The sequence below is a fragment of the Pseudomonas allii genome, assembly GCF_055380095.1.
Window position 1 is genome coordinate 5,999,782 of record NZ_AP039450.1, and the last position, 17,997, is coordinate 6,017,778.

Annotated in this window: 15 protein-coding genes; 13 read left to right on the top strand and 2 right to left on the bottom strand. The window is 62.1% G+C overall.

Features of this window, described 5'->3' with window-relative positions; all coding sequences use genetic code 11:
• Positions 1–68 precede the first annotated feature (68 nt).
• The 5 genes from ACZ445_RS27595 to rarD all read left to right on the top strand — a co-directional run bounded on the left by ACZ445_RS27595 (position 69) and on the right by rarD (position 5,706).
• A complete protein-coding gene (locus ACZ445_RS27595; RefSeq protein ID WP_179030162.1) occupies positions 69–806 on the top strand; it encodes a ComF family protein in 738 nt (245 codons plus the stop codon).
• A 58-nt stretch (positions 807–864) separates the two neighbouring features.
• The gene (locus tag ACZ445_RS27600; protein WP_179030161.1) at positions 865–1,629 is read left to right on the top strand and encodes a TOBE domain-containing protein; all 765 of its coding nucleotides are present in this window, start codon (positions 865–867) and stop codon (positions 1,627–1,629) included.
• Between the two features lie 79 nt (positions 1,630–1,708).
• Positions 1,709–3,607: a PhoX family protein gene (locus tag ACZ445_RS27605; protein WP_464707790.1), complete on the top strand. Its 1,899-nt coding sequence runs from the start codon at positions 1,709–1,711 to the stop codon at positions 3,605–3,607.
• 184 nt (positions 3,608–3,791) lie between these two features.
• Complete coding sequence (locus ACZ445_RS27610) at positions 3,792–4,766, top strand: serine/threonine protein kinase (RefSeq protein WP_010207031.1); 975 nt, start codon at positions 3,792–3,794, stop codon at positions 4,764–4,766.
• A 55-nt stretch (positions 4,767–4,821) separates the two neighbouring features.
• On the top strand, positions 4,822–5,706 hold the full coding sequence (rarD, locus tag ACZ445_RS27615; RefSeq protein WP_058426682.1) for an EamA family transporter RarD: 885 nt from the start codon (positions 4,822–4,824) through the stop codon (positions 5,704–5,706).
• A 223-nt stretch (positions 5,707–5,929) separates the two neighbouring features.
• Here the strand turns inward: rarD and ACZ445_RS27620 are convergent, their stop codons facing one another.
• Positions 5,930–6,442: a glycine cleavage system transcriptional repressor gene (locus ACZ445_RS27620; RefSeq protein ID WP_058426681.1), complete on the bottom strand. Its 513-nt coding sequence runs from the start codon at positions 6,440–6,442 to the stop codon at positions 5,930–5,932.
• A 266-nt stretch (positions 6,443–6,708) separates the two neighbouring features.
• Between ACZ445_RS27620 and ACZ445_RS27625 the strand changes: the two genes are divergently transcribed.
• Positions 6,709–8,886: a malate synthase G gene (locus tag ACZ445_RS27625; RefSeq protein WP_464707791.1), complete on the top strand. Its 2,178-nt coding sequence runs from the start codon at positions 6,709–6,711 to the stop codon at positions 8,884–8,886.
• 160 nt (positions 8,887–9,046) lie between these two features.
• Here ACZ445_RS27625 and ACZ445_RS27630 read toward each other — a convergent pair whose 3' ends face one another.
• On the bottom strand, positions 9,047–9,493 hold the full coding sequence (locus tag ACZ445_RS27630) for a response regulator (RefSeq protein WP_058426679.1): 447 nt from the start codon (positions 9,491–9,493) through the stop codon (positions 9,047–9,049).
• 246 nt (positions 9,494–9,739) lie between these two features.
• Between ACZ445_RS27630 and ACZ445_RS27635 the strand changes: the two genes are divergently transcribed.
• From ACZ445_RS27635 to ACZ445_RS27665, 7 genes are all read left to right on the top strand, one after another.
• Complete coding sequence (locus tag ACZ445_RS27635) at positions 9,740–11,662, top strand: putative nucleotidyltransferase substrate binding domain-containing protein (RefSeq protein ID WP_170856044.1); 1,923 nt, start codon at positions 9,740–9,742, stop codon at positions 11,660–11,662.
• Positions 11,659–12,366: an exonuclease domain-containing protein gene (locus tag ACZ445_RS27640; RefSeq protein ID WP_179030158.1), complete on the top strand. Its 708-nt coding sequence runs from the start codon at positions 11,659–11,661 to the stop codon at positions 12,364–12,366. The genes ACZ445_RS27635 and ACZ445_RS27640 overlap by 4 nt, the downstream gene beginning before the upstream one ends.
• A 144-nt stretch (positions 12,367–12,510) precedes the next feature.
• Positions 12,511–13,029, top strand: coding sequence for an RNA polymerase sigma factor (locus ACZ445_RS27645; protein WP_058426676.1), 519 nt, complete (start codon positions 12,511–12,513; stop codon positions 13,027–13,029).
• Complete coding sequence (locus ACZ445_RS27650; protein ID WP_310862832.1) at positions 13,026–13,994, top strand: FecR family protein; 969 nt, start codon at positions 13,026–13,028, stop codon at positions 13,992–13,994. The genes ACZ445_RS27645 and ACZ445_RS27650 overlap by 4 nt, the downstream gene beginning before the upstream one ends.
• Positions 13,995–14,221: 227 nt before the next feature.
• Positions 14,222–16,651: a TonB-dependent siderophore receptor gene (locus ACZ445_RS27655; RefSeq protein WP_310862833.1), complete on the top strand. Its 2,430-nt coding sequence runs from the start codon at positions 14,222–14,224 to the stop codon at positions 16,649–16,651.
• A 62-nt stretch (positions 16,652–16,713) separates the two neighbouring features.
• On the top strand, positions 16,714–17,808 hold the full coding sequence (locus ACZ445_RS27660; RefSeq protein ID WP_310862834.1) for a PepSY-associated TM helix domain-containing protein: 1,095 nt from the start codon (positions 16,714–16,716) through the stop codon (positions 17,806–17,808).
• On the top strand, positions 17,805–17,981 hold the full coding sequence (locus ACZ445_RS27665) for a hypothetical protein (RefSeq protein ID WP_310862835.1): 177 nt from the start codon (positions 17,805–17,807) through the stop codon (positions 17,979–17,981). Before ACZ445_RS27660 ends, ACZ445_RS27665 begins: the two co-directional genes overlap by 4 nt.
• Positions 17,982–17,997: the final 16 nt, after the last annotated feature.

Consider the following 17,997-nt stretch of genomic DNA (forward strand, 5'->3'; position numbering starts at 1 on the left):
GCAAGCGCTGCGGGAAGGGCAATACCCACAGGCACGACACGGATGCTCGGCATATTTAAGGAAGATTCATGCACTGTCAACCGAGATACAAACACCAGGTTTACATCTGGTTAAATAACATACAACCCTGTTTAATCTGTGATGAAGCGACACAATCCACCCATTGTGTGTGCAACGTCTGCGAAACCGAGCTGCCCTGGCTCATGGAGCCTTGCGATGTGTGTGCCCTGCCCTTGCCGATGGAGGGTTTGATTTGCGGGCAATGCCAAAAAAATCCCCCTGCGTTCAAACAGGTCATCGCCCCCTGGTCCTACAGCTTTCCCATCGACAGCCTGATCAGCCGCTTCAAGCATCAGGCACGCTGGCCCCTCGGGCAGATGCTGGCATGGCTATTGGCGCAACACCTGCACCATCGCTTCGATAACACCGGACTCACCCGCCCCGACTGCCTGCTACCGGTGCCCATGGCCCGCAAGCGCCTGCGCGAACGCGGCTACAACCAGGCGTTGATGTTGGCACGCTGGCTCAGCAGCGACTTGAACATTCCCCACGATGAACAGCTGTTGTTACGCCCCCATGAAACCGTGGCCCAGCAGGCACTCGACGCCAAGACCCGTAAACGCAACCTGCTCGGTGCCTTCGCCCTGGCGCCCGACGCCCAGGTGCAGGGCCGGCATTTCGCCCTGGTCGACGACGTGCTGACGACCGGTGCCACGGCCCACAGCCTGGCGCGGTTATTGATGAATGCCGGTGCGAAGCAGGTCGATGTGTATTGCCTGGCCCGCACGCCCAAACCGGGCAGTTGACTTGACTCCAGCCCACCTTGCCCGCAACGTTCGGCTCATCCCATCGAAGCGTATCCACATGTCTCTGCCAACCTCCCTCAGCCAACACATCATCCGCCGCCCCCAGCGCATTGCCTTGCTGGCACATATCGCCGAGCAGGGCTCCATCACCCGTGCGGCCAAAAGCGCAGGCTTGAGTTACAAGGCGGCGTGGGATGCCATCGACGAGTTGAACAACCTGGCACAAAAGCCATTGGTGGAACGCAGCGTGGGCGGCAAGGGCGGTGGTGGCGCGAAGCTAACGGCCGAAGGTGAGCGCGTGCTGCGTCTTTACCAGCGCCTGCAAGTACTGCAGGCCGAAGTATTGGGTTCCGATGAAGCCGCCAGCGACTTCAACCTGCTCGGCCGCTTGATGCTGCGCACCAGTGCGCGCAACCAGCTGCATGGCCAGGTGATCGCCATCGAGCAGCAGGGCCGTAACGACCTGATCCGCCTGCAACTGGCCGGTGGCCTGAGCCTGGACGCGCAGATCACTCACGACAGCACGCAACGCCTGGAACTGGAAACCGGCGTGGAAGTGGTCGCGCTGATCAAGGCCGGCTGGCTGGAATTGCTCCCATCCGGGCAAGCTGCAACACCTGGACACAATTGCATGAGCGGCACCGTCGACGCCATTCTCGACGCCGACGACGGCCCCAGCGAAGTGCGCATTGCCCTGCCCAATGGCCAGGTTTTATGCGCCCTGGCGCGGCCCGACGCACTCAAGGCCGTGGGCGCCGCCGAAGGTAAACCCATCACCGTGCAGTTCGCGCCCAGCAATGTGCTGCTCGGTACGCCGGTGTAGGCGCAGCCCGCCTTCAAACTGCAACAATTTCGTCACGCCCGCTCCTTATGGTGTCTGCAAAAACCGCAGGGAGCCTGAGATGAGCCTATTAGAAGAAAACCAAGCCACCGACCTGGAACAGATGGTCGGCCTCACCCGCCGCCGCTTTATCGGCGCCGGTGCCCTGTGCGGTGCCGCGATGTTCCTCGGCGGCAACCTGCTGACCCGCAGCGCCCTCGCCGTCAACGCCGCCAGCGCCAGCCCGCTGCTGGGCTTTACCAGCATCGCCGCCGCCACCAGTGACGCCATCACCTTGCCGCCAGGCTACAGCGCCTCGGTGCTGATCAGTTGGGGCCAACCGCTGAGCAAGAACGCACCCGCCTTCGACCCGTCCGGCAACGGCACGGCCAAGGCCCAGGAACAGCAGTTCGGTGACAACAACGACGGCATGAGCCTGTTCGCCTTCCCGGGCGACGACAACCGTGCGCTGATGGCGATCAACAACGAATACACCAATTACCGCTACCTCTTCGCCCACGGCGGCGCGCCGCAATCGGCCGAAGACGTGCGCAAGGCCCAGGCCAGCGAAGGCGTGTCGGTGATCGAAGTGCGGCGCAAGGGCGACACCTGGCAGTTCGTGCAGGACTCGCGCTACAACCGGCGCATCCACGGCAACTCGCCGATCAACCTCAGCGGCCCCGCCGCCGGCCACGCCTGGGTGAAAACCAGCGCCGACAAAACCGGCAAGAAGGCCCTCGGCACTTTCCAGAACTGCGCCAACGGCAAGACCCCCTGGGGCACTTACCTGACGTGCGAAGAGAACTTCACCGACTGCTTTGGCAGCAGCAACCCGCAACAAACCTTCGACGCCGGGCAGAAACGCTACGGCGTGGTGGCCGCCAGCAAAGACATCAACTGGCACCCGCACGACCCGCGCTTTGATATCGCCAAGAACCCCAACGAACTCAACCGCCACGGTTGGGTCGTGGAAATCGACCCGTTCGACCCCAAGTCCACCCCCGTCAAACGCACCGCCCTGGGCCGCTTCAAGCATGAAAACGCCGCCCTGGCCGAAACCCGTGACGGCCGCGCCGTGGTGTACATGGGCGACGACGAACGCGGCGAGTTCATCTACAAGTTCGTCAGCCGCGACCCGATCAACCACCACAACCCCAAGGCCAACAAGGACCTGCTCGACCAGGGCACCTTGTACGTGGCGATCTTCGACGCGGGCGACGGCAACGCCGACCACCCCAAGGGCAAGGGCCAATGGGTCGAGCTCACCCACGGCAAGAACGGCATCGACGCCAGCACAGGTTTCGCCAGCCAGGCCGAAGTGCTGATCCACGCGCGCCTGGCCGCCAGTGTGGTGAAAGCCACGCGCATGGACCGCCCGGAATGGATCGTGGTCAGCCCCACCGATGGCCAGGTCTATTGCACCCTCACCAACAACGCCAAGCGCGGTGAAGACGGCCAGCCGGTGGGCGGCCCCAACCCGCGTGAGAAAAACGTCTACGGCCAGATCCTGCGCTGGAAGGCCGACGCGGATAACCATGGCTCCACGGAGTTCAGCTGGGACCTGTTTGTGGTGGCCGGCAATCCGGGCGTGCACGCTGGCACGCCAAAAGGCGGCTCGTCGAACATCAACCCGCAAAACATGTTCAACAGCCCCGACGGCCTGGGCTTCGACAAGGCCGGGCGCTTGTGGATTCTCACCGATGGCGACTACAGCAACGCGGGTGACTTCGCCGGGATGGGCAATAACCAGATGCTCTGCGCCGACCCGTCCACCGGGGAAATTCGCCGTTTCATGGTTGGGCCGGTGGCCTGTGAGGTAACGGGCATCAGCTTCTCGCCGGATCAGAAGACGTTGTTCGTGGGGATCCAACACCCAGGCGAAACGGGCGGTTCGACCTGGCCAGAGCATCTGCCGAATGGCAAGCCGCGGTCGTCGGTGATGGCGATTCGGCGGGATGACGGCGGTATCGTCGGCGCCTGACAAAGCCTCATCGGGGGCAAGTCCCCTCCCACACTGACTGTGTTCACAAGTCAAAAAATGTGAATGCAGTCAATGTGGGAGGGGACTTGCCCCCGATAGCAATGGCACAGTCACCACCTATCTCAGCCCCGGTGCGTTACCATACCCGGCCGGACGCGGCGCCCTGCTGCGCGCAGGAGTTCGCATGGCCCACCCGTTTGAAACACTTACCCCCGACCTGGTCCTCGACGCTGTCGAAAGCATCGGTTTCCTCAGCGACGCTCGCGTTCTGGCGCTCAACAGCTACGAAAACCGCGTCTACCAAGTGGGCATCGAAGACTCCGAGCCGCTGATCGCCAAGTTCTATCGCCCGCAGCGCTGGACCAACGAGGCGATCCTCGAAGAACACCGCTTCACCTTCGAACTGGCCGAATGCGAAGTGCCGGTGGTCGCGCCACTGATCCACAACGGCGAAAGCCTGTTCGAACACGCAGGCTTCCGCTTCACCCTGTTCCCGCGCCGTGGCGGCCGTGCGCCGGAGCCGGGCAACCTCGATCAGCTCTATCGCCTCGGGCAACTGCTCGGTCGTTTGCATGCGGTGGGCTCGACCCGCCCGTTCGAACACCGTGAAGCACTGGGCGTGAAGAACTTCGGGCACGACTCCCTCACCACCTTGCTGGAAGGCAATTTCATCCCCAAAAGCCTGCTGCCGGCCTACGAGTCCGTAGCCCGCGACCTGCTCAAGCGCGTGGAAGAGGTGTACAAGGCCACGCCGCACAAGAACATCCGCATGCACGGCGATTGCCACCCCGGCAACATGATGTGCCGCGACGAAATGTTCCACATCGTCGACCTGGATGACTGCCGCATGGGCCCGGCGGTGCAGGACCTGTGGATGATGCTCGCCGGCGACCGTCAGGAATGCCTGGGGCAGCTGTCGGAATTGATGGACGGCTATCAGGAGTTCCACGACTTCGACCCGCGTGAACTGGCGCTGATCGAACCCCTGCGCGCCTTGCGCCTGATGCATTACAGCGCCTGGCTGGCACGCCGCTGGGATGATCCGGCGTTCCCCCATAGCTTTCCGTGGTTTGGCAGTGAGCGTTATTGGGGCGATCAGGTGTTGGCCTTGCGCGAACAGCTCTCAGCGTTGAATGAAGAGCCACTGAAGCTGTTTTGACTGACAAATATCCTTACAATCGCGCTTTGTTAGCTGCCTAAGCAAGGACTCTGCAATGCACGCCGCCAACCCCCGCAAGGGGTACATCCTGGGCCTGAGCGCCTATGTCATCTGGGGTCTGTTCCCGCTCTACTTCAAAGCCATCGCCAGCGTGCCCGCCGCCGAAATCATCGTGCACCGCGTGCTGTGGTCGGCGCTGTTCGGCGGTTTGCTGTTGATGGTGTGGAAACATCCCGGCTGGTTCCGCGAACTGCGTGACAACCCCAAGCGCCTGGCGATCCTGGCCCTCAGTGGTTCGTTGATCGCGGGTAACTGGCTGACCTACGTGTGGTCGGTGAACACCGGGCGCATGCTGGAGGCGAGCCTGGGTTACTACATCAACCCGTTGGTGAATGTGGTGCTGGGCATGTTGATCCTGGGTGAACGCCTGCGCCGTTTGCAGTGGGTCGCCGTTGGGCTGGCTGCGGTGGGTGTGGCGCAGCAGGTGTGGCAAGTGGGCAGCCTGCCGTGGGTATCGCTGGTACTGGCGTTGACCTTTGGTTTCTACGGGCTGATTCGCAAGCAGGCACCGGTGAAAGCCCTGCCGGGGCTGGTGGTGGAAACCTGGATGCTGGTGCCGATTGCGGTTGCATGGCTGCTGTTCAACCCGACCGCCCACAGTGCGCAGATGGAATTCTGGAGCACCTCTGAAGCCTGGTGGCTGGTGGCGGCTGGGCCGGTGACGTTGATCCCGCTGGTGTGTTTCAACGCCGCCGCACGGCATTTGCCCTACACCGCCCTGGGCTTTTTGCAGTACGTCGCGCCGACCCTGGTGCTGCTGGAAGCCGTACTGCTGTTCGGCGAACACCTGGCGCCGAGCACCTTGACCGCCTTCGCCTTCATCTGGGCGGGCCTGGTGGTGTACAGCGTGGATATTTGGCTCAGCGCACGCAAACGCTGATCAAATAACGTACAAACCTCTGCAAGTCATGATCTGCGTGGCTTGCAGGCATCCACCCCAAGGTTATCCACAACCTGATCCCCGCCATTTGTGCACAAGCCCTTGAAACTGCTCGTTTTTTGCTCAAATAGCGAAGAAGCCCGGCCCGCGTGGTCTGGCGCCGGGTCTCTACAGGTTATCCACAGGCCCATGCAAGATTTCCATGCATAACCCTGTGGGCAGATTATTCCTCGTGGTGCAGCTCCACCATCAAGTCATCGGCCAGGGTTTCCAGGGACAACTGCAAAGTATCCAGGGATAACGCTGCCGGCACCTGCAACAGCGCCTCGGCGGTGAACAGCGGGTCACCGCTCATGGGCGCCGGGCGCACGTCCGTGCTCAGGCTCTCCAGGTTCACGCCCTGCTTGCTCAGCAGCGCCGTGATCTCGCGCACAATGCCTGCACGGTCATTGCCCACCAGCGTCATCATGATCGACTTGGAGGCCGAGGCCTGCCCGCTACTGCCCTCGCCCACCAGCACACGTATGCCATGTGTGGATAAGTCCTCCAGCGCGCCGACCAGCGCCTGACGGTTCTCTGTAGGCACGCTGACCCGCAGGATCCCGGCGAACTGCCCGGCCATGTGCGCCATGCGGCTTTCCAGCCAGTTGCCACCGTGGGCGGCGATGTTCTGTGCGATGCGCTCGACCAGACCGGGTTTGTCGGCGGCGATAATTGTGAGTACAAGATGGTCCATGGCGAAGCCCTCTGAATTCAATCTACAAGGTGGACTCGGAAGCCCTCAAAAACAAATCGTGTACCATTTTTATATTTATCTGGAACAATCCAATAGTTTTTTGAGAACATCCGGTTCTCCGCTGTGACCGTACGACCAAAGTGGGTCGCTAAACGACGTATTTAGTCTAATTTTCACAACCGCAAGTCATCATGTAGTATGCCCAACCGTGCACTACATAATGAAAATCTGAAAAAGCGCATAAGCTCCGCAGAGTGAGGCAAGCAATGACTGAACACGTTCAAGTCGGTGGCCTGCAGGTCGCCAAAGTCCTGTTCGACTTCGTGAACAACGAAGCCATTCCCGGCACCGGCATCACTGCCGACCAGTTCTGGGCCGGTGCCGACAAGGTCATCCACGACCTGGCACCGAAGAACAAAGCCCTACTCGCCAAACGCGACGATTTCCAAGCGCGGATCGATACCTGGCACCAGACTCACGCAGGCCAGGCGCACGACCCGGTGGCTTACAAAGCCTTCCTGCAAGACATCGGTTACCTGCTGCCAGAAGCCGCGGATTTCCAGGCCACGACCCAAAACGTCGATGACGAGATCGCCCGCATGGCCGGCCCGCAGCTGGTGGTGCCGGTGATGAACGCGCGCTTTGCCCTCAACGCCTCGAATGCGCGTTGGGGCTCGTTGTATGACGCCCTGTACGGCACCGACGCCATCAGCGAAGCCGACGGCGCCGAGAAGGGCCAGGGCTACAACAAGGTCCGTGGCGACAAGGTGATTGCCTTCGCCCGCGCCTTCCTCGATGAGGCCGCCCCGCTCAGCGCCGGCAGCCATGTGGAGTCGACCGGCTACAAGATCGTCGATGGCACGCTGATCGTCAGCCTCAAGGGCGGCAGCAACAGCGGCCTGCGCGACGATGCCCAGTTGATCGGCTACCAGGGCCCTGCGGCCGAGCCGATTGCGATCCTGCTGAAACACAACGGCCTGCACTTCGAAATCCAGATCGACGCCAGCACCCCGGTCGGCCAGACCGACGCCGCCGGCGTCAAAGACGTGCTGGTGGAAGCCGCGCTGACCACCATCATGGACTGCGAAGACTCCGTCGCTGCCGTGGATGCCGACGACAAAGTGGTGATCTACCGCAATTGGCTCGGCCTGATGAAGGGCGACCTGGCCGAAGAAGTGTCCAAGGGCGGCAAGACCTTCACCCGCACCATGAACGCCGACCGTGTGTACACCGGCGTAAATGGCCAGGACGTGACGCTGCATGGCCGTTCGCTGCTATTCGTACGCAACGTGGGTCATCTGATGACCATCGACGCGATCCTCGACAAAGACGGCAACGAAGTGCCGGAAGGCATTCTCGACGGGCTGATCACCAGCCTGGCCGCGATCCACAGCCTCAACGGCAACAGCAGCCGCAAGAACAGCCGCACCGGTTCCGTGTACATCGTGAAACCGAAGATGCACGGCCCGGAAGAAGCCGCGTTCACCAACGAGCTGTTCGGGCGTATCGAAGACGTGCTGAAGCTGCCACGCAACACGCTGAAAGTCGGGATCATGGACGAGGAACGCCGCACCACGGTCAACCTCAAGGCCTGCATCAAGGCCGCCAGCGAGCGTGTGGTGTTTATCAACACCGGTTTCCTCGACCGTACCGGCGACGAGATCCACACCTCCATGGAAGCCGGCGCGATGGTGCGCAAGGCGGCAATGAAGGCAGAAAAATGGATCGGCGCCTATGAAAACTGGAACGTCGATATCGGCTTGAGCACCGGGCTGCAAGGCCGTGCGCAGATCGGTAAAGGCATGTGGGCGATGCCCGACCTGATGGCGGCAATGCTCGAACAGAAAATCGCCCACCCACTGGCCGGCGCCAATACCGCATGGGTGCCATCGCCTACGGCGGCGGCGCTGCACGTGTTGCACTACCACAAGGTCGACGTGTTCGCCCGCCAGGCCGAGCTGGCCAAGCGCGAGCGCGCGTCGGTGGACGACATCCTGACCATTCCCCTGGCCAGCAACACCGATTGGTCTGACGAAGAAATCCGCAACGAGCTGGACAACAACGCCCAAGGCATCCTGGGTTATGTCGTGCGCTGGATCGACCAGGGCGTCGGCTGTTCGAAAGTGCCGGACATCAACGATGTGGGCCTGATGGAAGACCGCGCCACCCTGCGCATCTCCAGCCAGCACATCGCCAACTGGCTGCGCCACGGTATCGTCAACGAAGCCCAGGTCATGGAAAGTCTCAAGCGCATGGCGCCGGTGGTGGACCGTCAGAATGCCGGGGACAAACTGTATCGCCCGCTGGCACCGGATTTCGACAGCAACATCGCGTTCCAGGCAGCGGTGGAGTTGGTGATTGAAGGGACCCAGCAGCCAAACGGGTATACCGAGCCGGTGTTGCACCGTCGGCGTCGGGAGTTCAAGGCTAAAAACGGCCTGTAAATGAAAAAGCCCTGATCGAGAGATCGGGGCTTTTTCTTTGGGGTTGTGGTGGCTGAACTGGCGCTATCGGGGGCAAGCCCCCTCCCACAACTGATAGGCGGCGCAGCAAACAGGTGGGAGGGGGCTTGCCCCCGATAAGGCCGTTATAGACACCGCAGAATCAGGACGCCATCCCCAACTCGCGCTTGACCATCTTCGCCAACTTCACGCTATCAATCGGCTTGAGCAAAAAGTCCACCACGCTCAAATGCATCGCATCAATCACATCCGGCGCTTCGGCGTCCCCCGACATGATGATGATCGGCAACGCCGCCCGGGTGGATTCACGCACTTGTCGGATCAGTTCCAAGCCATTGCTGGGCGCCATGCGCAGGTCGGTGATCAGCAAACCGATGGAGCTGCTGGATTTCAACAAATCCCACGCCGCCTCACCACTGTCGGCGGTCATGCAGCGAATGCCGTCCAGCCCCAGGATTTCCGCCAGCAGTTCACGCGCGTCCTTGTCGTCGTCAACAATCAACACGCGTTGTGGCGGTAAATCAGGCTCCAGCATCACGGCGCTCAACGCCTCGCGCTCGGCATCGCTCAAAATATCGTGGTCGGACATACAGTTCTCAGCAATTCTCATCTAGCTCCCAGCACACTCGTCAGACATCTGCGGAAGGGCGATCAATGTGCACTTCGTCGGAAAGTTTGACTAGTGGGTGTTCTACGGGGTTTGGACGATAGTCATGTAAGGTTTTTCCCTAGTTCTATGGTGTTTTCAGCGACCTAGACTTACGTCCAATGGGCACCCGCTGCGCAGGAGTCGACCATGAGGGACGATAACGACAAAAAAACTGCGGTCACTGTTATGAGTAAAGCTGATGCCTACGCCCAGGCGGGGAAAACTGCCGTATTGCAAAATATCCACGGCACCCTGCAATTCCTGCAACGTTTCCCGCCGTTCAACCAGATGGAAAACGCGCACCTGGCGTTTTTGGTGGAACAGTGCCAGTTACGCTTCTACAGCCCCGGCGACAGCATCCTCAAACCGTCGGGCGGCCCGGTAGAGCATTTTTACATCGTCAAGCAGGGTCGCGTCGTGGGCGAGCGGCCGGACAGCGCCGAAACCACCTTTGAAATCACGACGGGCGAATGCTTCCCCCTGGCAGCCCTGCTCGGTGAACGGGCCACCCGCACCGAGCACAAGGCCGCCGAAGACACCTTCTGCCTGCAACTGAACAAACCGGCGTTTATCAAGCTGTTCGCGCTGTCCAGCCCGTTTCGCGACTTTGCCCTGCGCGGCGTCAGCAGCCTGTTGGACCAGGTCAACCAGCAAGTGCAGCAAAAGGCGGTGGAAACCCTCGGCACTCAATACTCCCTGAACACTCGCCTGGGTGAATTGGCCATGCGCCACCCGGTAACGTGCAGCCCAACCACGCCGCTGCGCGAGGCCGTTACGCTGATGCATGAGCAGCAGGTGGGCAGCATCGTGATCGTCGATGAACACAAAGCGCCCCTGGGGATTTTCACCCTGCGTGACCTGCGCCAGGTGGTGGCCGATGGCACCAGCGATTTCAGCCGGGCCATTGAAGGCCATATGACCCAGGCACCGTTCTTCCTGACCCCGGACCACAGTGCCTTCGACGCCGCTATCGCCATGACCGAACGGCATATCGCCCATGTGTGCCTGGTCAAAGAGCAGCGCCTGTGCGGCGTGGTGTCCGAGCGCGACCTGTTTTCCCTGCAACGCGTGGACCTGGTGCACCTGGCACGCACCATCCGCAACGCACCGCGGGTGGACAACCTGGTGGCGATTCGCGGTGAAATCGGCCAATTGGTGGAGCGCATGCTGGCCCATGGCGCGTCGTCCACCCAGATCACCCACATCATTACGCTGCTCAACGACCACACCGTGTGCCGAGTGATCGAACTGACCCTGGCCGAAAAAGGCGACCCCGGTGTGCCGTTCAGCTGGCTGTGCTTCGGCAGCGAAGGCCGCCGCGAACAGACGCTGTACACCGACCAGGACAACGGCATCCTGTTCGATGCCAAGGACGCCGCCGAAGCGGCCGAAATGCGTGGTCGGCTGCTGCCACTGGCGCAGCAGATCAATCAGAGCCTGGCGCTCTGTGGGTTCAGCCTGTGCAAGGGCAATATCATGGCCGGCAACCCGGAGTTGTGCCTGTCGCGGGCTGAGTGGGCGCGCCGTTTCGCAGCGTTTATCCGCGAGGCCACGCCGGAGAATCTGCTGGGTTCCAGTATCTATTTCGATCTGCGGGTGGTGTGGGGCGACGAGCGTGGCTGCGAGCAACTGCGCCAGGGCATTCTGGATCAGGTCGCGGACAACCGGTTGTTCCAACGCATGCTGGCCGAGAACGCGTTGCGCCAGCGCCCACCTGTAGGACGCTTCCGCGAGTTTGTGCTGACCCGTAAAGGGGGGGAGAAAGCCACCCTCGACCTCAAGGTGCAGGGCCTTACGCCATTTGTGGACGGCGCGCGCCTGCTGGCGCTGGCCAATGGTATCCACGCCAACAACACCCTGGAGCGCCTGCGCCAACTGGTGGTCAAGGAAGTCATTGAGCCCCTGGACGGCGCCGCCTATGAAGAGGCCTACCACTTTATCCAGCAAACCCGCATGCAGCAGCACCAGTTGCAGACCCGCGAGAACCAGCCGTATTCCAACCGTGTCGACCCCGACAGCCTCAACCATCTGGACCGGCGCATCCTGCGTGAATCCCTGCGCCAGGCCCAACGCCTGCAAAGCAGCCTGACCCTGCGGTATCAACTGTGAGTTTGTTCAACTGGCTGCGTACGAAAAAACCGGGGCTCGACAGCACGCAACAACAGCGTCTGGAGCGACTGTGCAAGCCTTCGCCTCTAGGCAACGAACCTTTGCGCAGCCAGCGCTGGGTCGTGGTGGACCTGGAAACCAGTGGCCTGAACCTCAATCGCGACCAGGTGCTGTCCATCGGCGCGGTGGTGATCGAGGACGGCGCGGTGGATTTCTCCCAAATGTTCGAACGCACCTTGCAACGCGCCGAGACCAGACTCAGCCCCAGCGTGCTGATCCACGGCCTCGGCCCCAGTGCCATTGCCGCCGGCAGCGACCCGGTGGAGGCGCTGTTGGATTTCATGGAGTTCGTCGGCGACAGCCCTTTGCTGGCCTTCCATGCGCCGTTCGATCAACACATGCTGTGCCGGGCGCTCAAGGACAGCCTGGGTTACCGCCTGGCCCACCCGTTCCTGGACGTAGCCGACATCGCCCCGCTGCTGTGCCCCGACGCGCCTATCCGCGAAGCCGGGCTGGACGACTGGATCAACCATTTCAACCTGCACGTGGGCGAGCGCCATCACGCCAGCGCCGATGCCCTGGCCACGGCTGAGCTGATGCTGATCCTGTTCAGCCGCGCACGGGCGCAACACATCGACACGCCGCAGGCGCTGCAAGAGCGTTTGAGCCAATGGAAACGGCGTCAACACGCGCCCTCTTTCTAGCGGACGCGGAGCGTCCTGGGAGGCATTCCCACGCTGAGCGTGGGAACGATCAACCGACAGACGCCAATTGCGCACACTCGACGGCTCTGACACAATCGCGAATAATTCTCGTTAGTTTAAACATCGCGTTTACCAGGTGATGCCTTGTCGTCGATCCAGAACCCACGCAGTGAGCTTGTTGGTGCGTTGTATCGCGACCATCGTGGCTGGCTGCTGGCCTGGCTTCGACGTAACGTGGCCTGCCCCAGCCGCGCCGAAGACCTGAGCCAGGACACCTTCATGCGGCTGCTGGGCCGTGACGAGTTGCGTGAACCCCGTGAACCCCGTGCGTTTCTGGTGGCAATCGCCAAGGGCTTGCTGTTCGACTACTTCCGCCGCGCCGCCCTGGAACAGGCCTACCTCACCGAACTGATGCTGATCCCGGAAAGCGAACACCCCTCGCCGGAAGAACAGCAACTGATCCTCGAAGACCTCAAGGCCATCGACCGCTTGCTCGGCAAGTTGTCGAGCAAGGCCCGCGCCGCCTTCCTCTATAACCGCCTCGACGGCCTGGGCCACGCGGAAATCGCCCAGCGCCTCGGCGTCTCGGTGCCGCGGGTTCGCCAATATCTGGCCCAGGGCATTCGCCAGTGCTACATCGCACTGTACGGCGAGCCACAATGACGGTGATCAGTTCCAAACCAGTCTCGGCCCGCGTGCTGGATGCCGCGATTGCCTGGCAGCTGTCCCTTGATTCAGGCGACGGCAGCGCCATTGAGCGCGAAGAGTTCGATAAATGGCTGGCCAGCAATGGAGAGCACGCCCGCGCCTGGCGCCAACTGGGCATGCTCGACCAGCGCTTCAGCGTGGCCTCGGGCCCGGCACGGGTAGCGTTGTTGCAATCGCGCGAAGGTATTCGCCAACGCGTGCGCAAGCTGGGCAGTGGGCTGGCGAGCATTGCACTGGTGATCGGCCTGGCGTTGTTTGCCGGCGAGCGCTATGTGCCGATCCACTATTGGCTGGCTGACCAACGCACCGCCACGGGTGAACAGCGCACGCTGAAACTGGCGGACGGTACGCTGATCAACCTCAATACCCACAGCGCCATCGACGTGCGTTTTGATGAAAAGCGCCGGCTTATCGTGTTGCAGGAAGGCGAAATCCTGGTCGAGACCGGCCATAACGATGCCCGCCCGTTCTATGTGCAAACCCGCGACGGCAGCCTACGGGCCTTGGGCACGCGGTTCATCGTCAAGCGCGAAGACGACGCCACGCGCTTGAGCGTGCTGCAATCGGCGGTGGCCGCCCAGCCCGAGGCGCTGCATCAGGAGCAAATCTACAAGGCCGGCCAGCAAGTGCTGATGCGCAGCAACGGCCTCGGCCCATTGCTGGCCGTTACCCCCGCCACCGACGCCTGGACCCGCGGCATGCTGGTGGTGGACAACGCCCGCCTGGGCGATGTGATCGAGGAATTGAGCCGCTACCGCACCGGTTACCTGGGTGTGGATAAAAACGTGGCCGACCTGCGTATCACTGGCAGCTTCCCATTGCGCGACACCACGCTGGCGCTTAATGCGCTGCTGCCGACCCTGCCGGTGCAGATCGAGCAGCACACGCCGTGGTGGGTGACGGTTAAGGGCAAGCCTTAGTTTTAGCGGTGCCTTGGCTATCGCTTTCGCAGGCAAGCCAGCTCCCACACTTGACCGTGTTCTACCTGAAAAAACACGGTCGAATGTGGGAGCCGGGCTTGCCCGCGAAGAGGCCCGCAAGCACACCTTACGCCCCGGGGAAAAATATTTTCAGCCTGCTCTATCACTTTTTGATTCTCGTTCGGCACATAGGCAATTGCGAATTACTTCCATTCAGGAGCCGCCCTATGTCCCGCACGCTAGACACCTTGTTGCGCCCCAGCCTGTTAGCCGTGGCCATTGCTCTCAGCGCCCCGCTGGTCAGCCCTTTGCTGATCGCCGCCGAGCAGGCGTCCAGCGTGCGCCCCTACAACTTGCCGGCGGCGCCACTGGCGACCACCCTCAACCAGATCGCGAGCCAGGGCGGCCTGGCACTGACCCTCAGCCCGGCGCTGGCATCGGGCAAGACCTCGGCGCCGGTCCAGGGCCAGTTCGATGCACCCGGTGCGCTGCGTGAGGCGTTGCGTGGGACGGGCCTACAGTTGGAGCAAAGCAGTGCGGGGACTTATACCCTGGTGCCGGTTCCGGAAGGCGTCGTCGCGTTGCCAACCACCAATATCACCGGCCAGGACAGCTATGAAAGCGCCTGGGGCCCGGTCGACGGCTACCTGGCCAAGCGCACCGCCGCTGGCACCAAGACTGACACCGCGCTGGTCGAGGCGCCGCGCTCGATCTCGGTTGCAACGCGCCAGCAGATGCAGGACCGCAACGTGCAGAACCTGGATGACGCGGTCAAATACATGCCCGGCATCGTCTCCGCCAGCTACGGCAGCGACACCCGCTACGACTGGATGCGTGTGCGCGGCTTCGAACCGACCCAGTTCCTCGACGGCCTGCCGCTGCCACGCGGTGTGTACGCCAACCCGAAAGCCGAAACCTGGAACCTCGACCGCCTCGCCCTGCTACGCGGCCCGGCCTCGTCGATCTACGGCCAGACCCCGCCGGGCGGCCTGCTGGACATGGTCAGCCGCCGCCCCAGTGCTGAATCGAGCAATGCCGTACAGGTGCAATACGGCAGCGACAACTACCGCCAGATCAACTTCGCCAGCACCGGCAAGATCGATGACGAAGGCCAGTTCCTCTATGGCCTCAGCGGCGTGGTGCGGGATGCCGGCACCCAGGTCGACCACATCGATAACAAGCGCTACAACATTGCGCCCAGCCTGACCTGGAACCTCGACCCGGACACCAAGCTGACCTTCCTCTCGCAGTTCACCCGCGACGATACAGGCACCACCAGCCAGTTCATGCCGATCCAGGGCACCAAGATCAAATCGCCGCTGGGCGAGGTGTCCCACCACAAGAACCTGGGCGACCCGGACTACGAGTTCTACGACCGTACCTACTACGCACTGGGCTATGCGTTCGAGCATCGCTTCAACGACACCTGGCAGTTCAAGCAGAACCTGCGCTACACCAAGTCCGAGCTGGACTTCCAGCAGCTGACCGTGGGCTCTTATGCCTTTTCCCCAGCGGATGCGGCGGGCAATATCAGCCGGTCGACCACCAACGTGAATGAAAGCATCGGCCAGTTCGCGCTGGACAACAACTTCCAGGCGGACTTCGCCACCGGCGACATCACCCACACCTTGCTGCTCGGCCTGGATCACCAGCGCACCGATACCACCTATCGCGCGATCTACGGTACAGCGTCGAATATCAACATCTTCAACCCGGTCAATACCCAGCCGACTGTGCGCCCTACCGGCGTCCGCCCTTTTTACGACTACAACCAGAAAACCGTGCAAACCGGCCTCTATGCGCAGGACCAGATGGCCCTGGACCAATGGCGCCTGACCGTGGGTGGGCGTGAGGACTGGGTGCACCAGAGCACCACCTATTTCAACGATAACGATGCGACCAACACCGACCGCATCAAGCACTTCAGTGGCAACGCGGCGCTGAGCTATGTGTTCGATTCGGGCTTCGTGCCGTACTTGTCCTACGCCGAATCCTTCCAACCGGCGAGCAACGCCGACACCAATGCCACCAAGACCTTCAAGCCGACCGAAGGCAAGCAGTGGGAAATGGGCGTCAAGTACCAGCCGCCCGGCTCCAACACGCTGCTGAGTGCGGCGGTCTACGACCTGACCCAGAAGAATGTGCAGGTGACCACCCTCGGCGCCGGCGGCCAGCAAATCAACAGCCAGACCGGCGAAGTGAAGGTCAAGGGCCTGGAGCTGGAAGCCGTGTCTGATGTGACCGAGAACCTCAAGGTCATCGCCGCCTACACCCTGGCGAAATCCGAGGTGCAAAAAGGCATCTACAAAGGCAACCGCCTGACCTTGATGCCGAACCAGCAAGCCTCCCTGTGGACCGACTACACCTGGCACACCGGCCTGCTCGACGGCTTCGGCATCGGCTTTGGCGCCCGCTACACCGGCAACACCTACGGCGACCAGGCCAACACCTGGCTGGGCAAGGCCAACGCCTACACCGTATTCGACGGCGCGGTGCACTACGACCTCGGCCGCCTGGACAACAGCCTCAAGGGCGCATCGGTCAAGTTGAACGCCACCAACCTGTTCAACAAGGACTACCTGTCCACCTGTGACGGCAACTACTGCTACTTCGGCGACCAACGCAGCGTCGTCGCCAGCGCCACCTACCAGTGGTAATCGGCTGAGTTAACCACCGGGCCGCCCAAGGGGCGGCTTCGGTGTGTCTGAAGGTTGAAAACATGAAAAGCAAAACCATCCGCCGCTGGTCCTTCATTCACACCTGGACCAGCCTGATCTGCACGGTATTCCTGCTGCTGCTCGCCCTCACCGGCCTGCCGCTGGTGTTTCACCACGAGATCGACCATCTATTGGGCAACGAGCCCGAGCTGGCGCAGATGCCCGCCGATACGCCGCAGCTCAACCTCGAGCAGCTTGTAGCCAAGGCGCAGGCCCATCGCCCCGGCGACGCTATGCAGTACCTGGCCTGGGACGAAGACGACAAGAACGGCGTGATCGCGATCATGGCCGCCACGGCCGGCACAGAACCCAATTCGTCGCACACCTTCATGCTCGACGCGCGCACCGGCGAAGCCCTGGAAACCCCGGCGGCCAACGGCGGGTTCACGCTGTTCCTGCTGCGCCTGCATGTGGACATGTTCGCCGGCCTGCCGGGCAAGCTGTTGCTGGCGTTCATGGGGATTCTGTTTGTGCTGGCGATCATCTCCGGCACGGTGCTGTACCTGCCGTTCATGCGCCGCCTGACATTCGCCACCGTGCGCCAGGACAAATCCACCCGCCTGCGCTGGCTCGACCTGCACAACCTGATCGGCGTGGTCACCCTGACCTGGGCGCTGGTGGTGGGCGTGACCGGGGTGATCAGCGCCTGCGCCGACCTGATCATCGCCGCCTGGCGCCAGGACAGCCTCAGCGCCATGATCGCCCCCTACAAAAACGCCCCGCCACTGACCCAACGCGCACCGGCCACCGAGCTGCTGGCGATTGCCGCCAAGGCCGCCCCCGGCATGGAACCGGACTTCATCGCGTTCCCCGGCACGCGCTTTTCCAGCGAGCACCATTACGCCGTGTTCATGAAAGGTAGCACTCACCTCACCTCGCATTTGCTCACGCCGGTACTGATCGACGCCAGCACCCTGGCCGTCACCGCCATCGCCGAACGGCCGTGGTACATGGACGCCATGGGCATGTCCCAGCCGCTGCATTTTGGCGACTACGGCGGCATGCCGATGAAGATCCTGTGGGCGGCGCTGGATGTGCTGACCATCATCGTGCTGGTGAGCGGGATTTACCTGTGGATCGTAAGGCGCCGAGCATGAAGCCACGTCAGTCGAGTTTCTGGAAGGTCTTCGGGATTCCGCTGGGCATCGGCCTGCTCAGCGCCACCGGGTTGTTTGCAGCGCTGCTCGGGGATGGGCTGTGGGATTCGCTCAGTTGGCTCGGGCTGGGCATCCCCGCTGCAATTGGTACTTGGGCCTTGCTCAAACGGTGAGATAGATTAGCGCAGC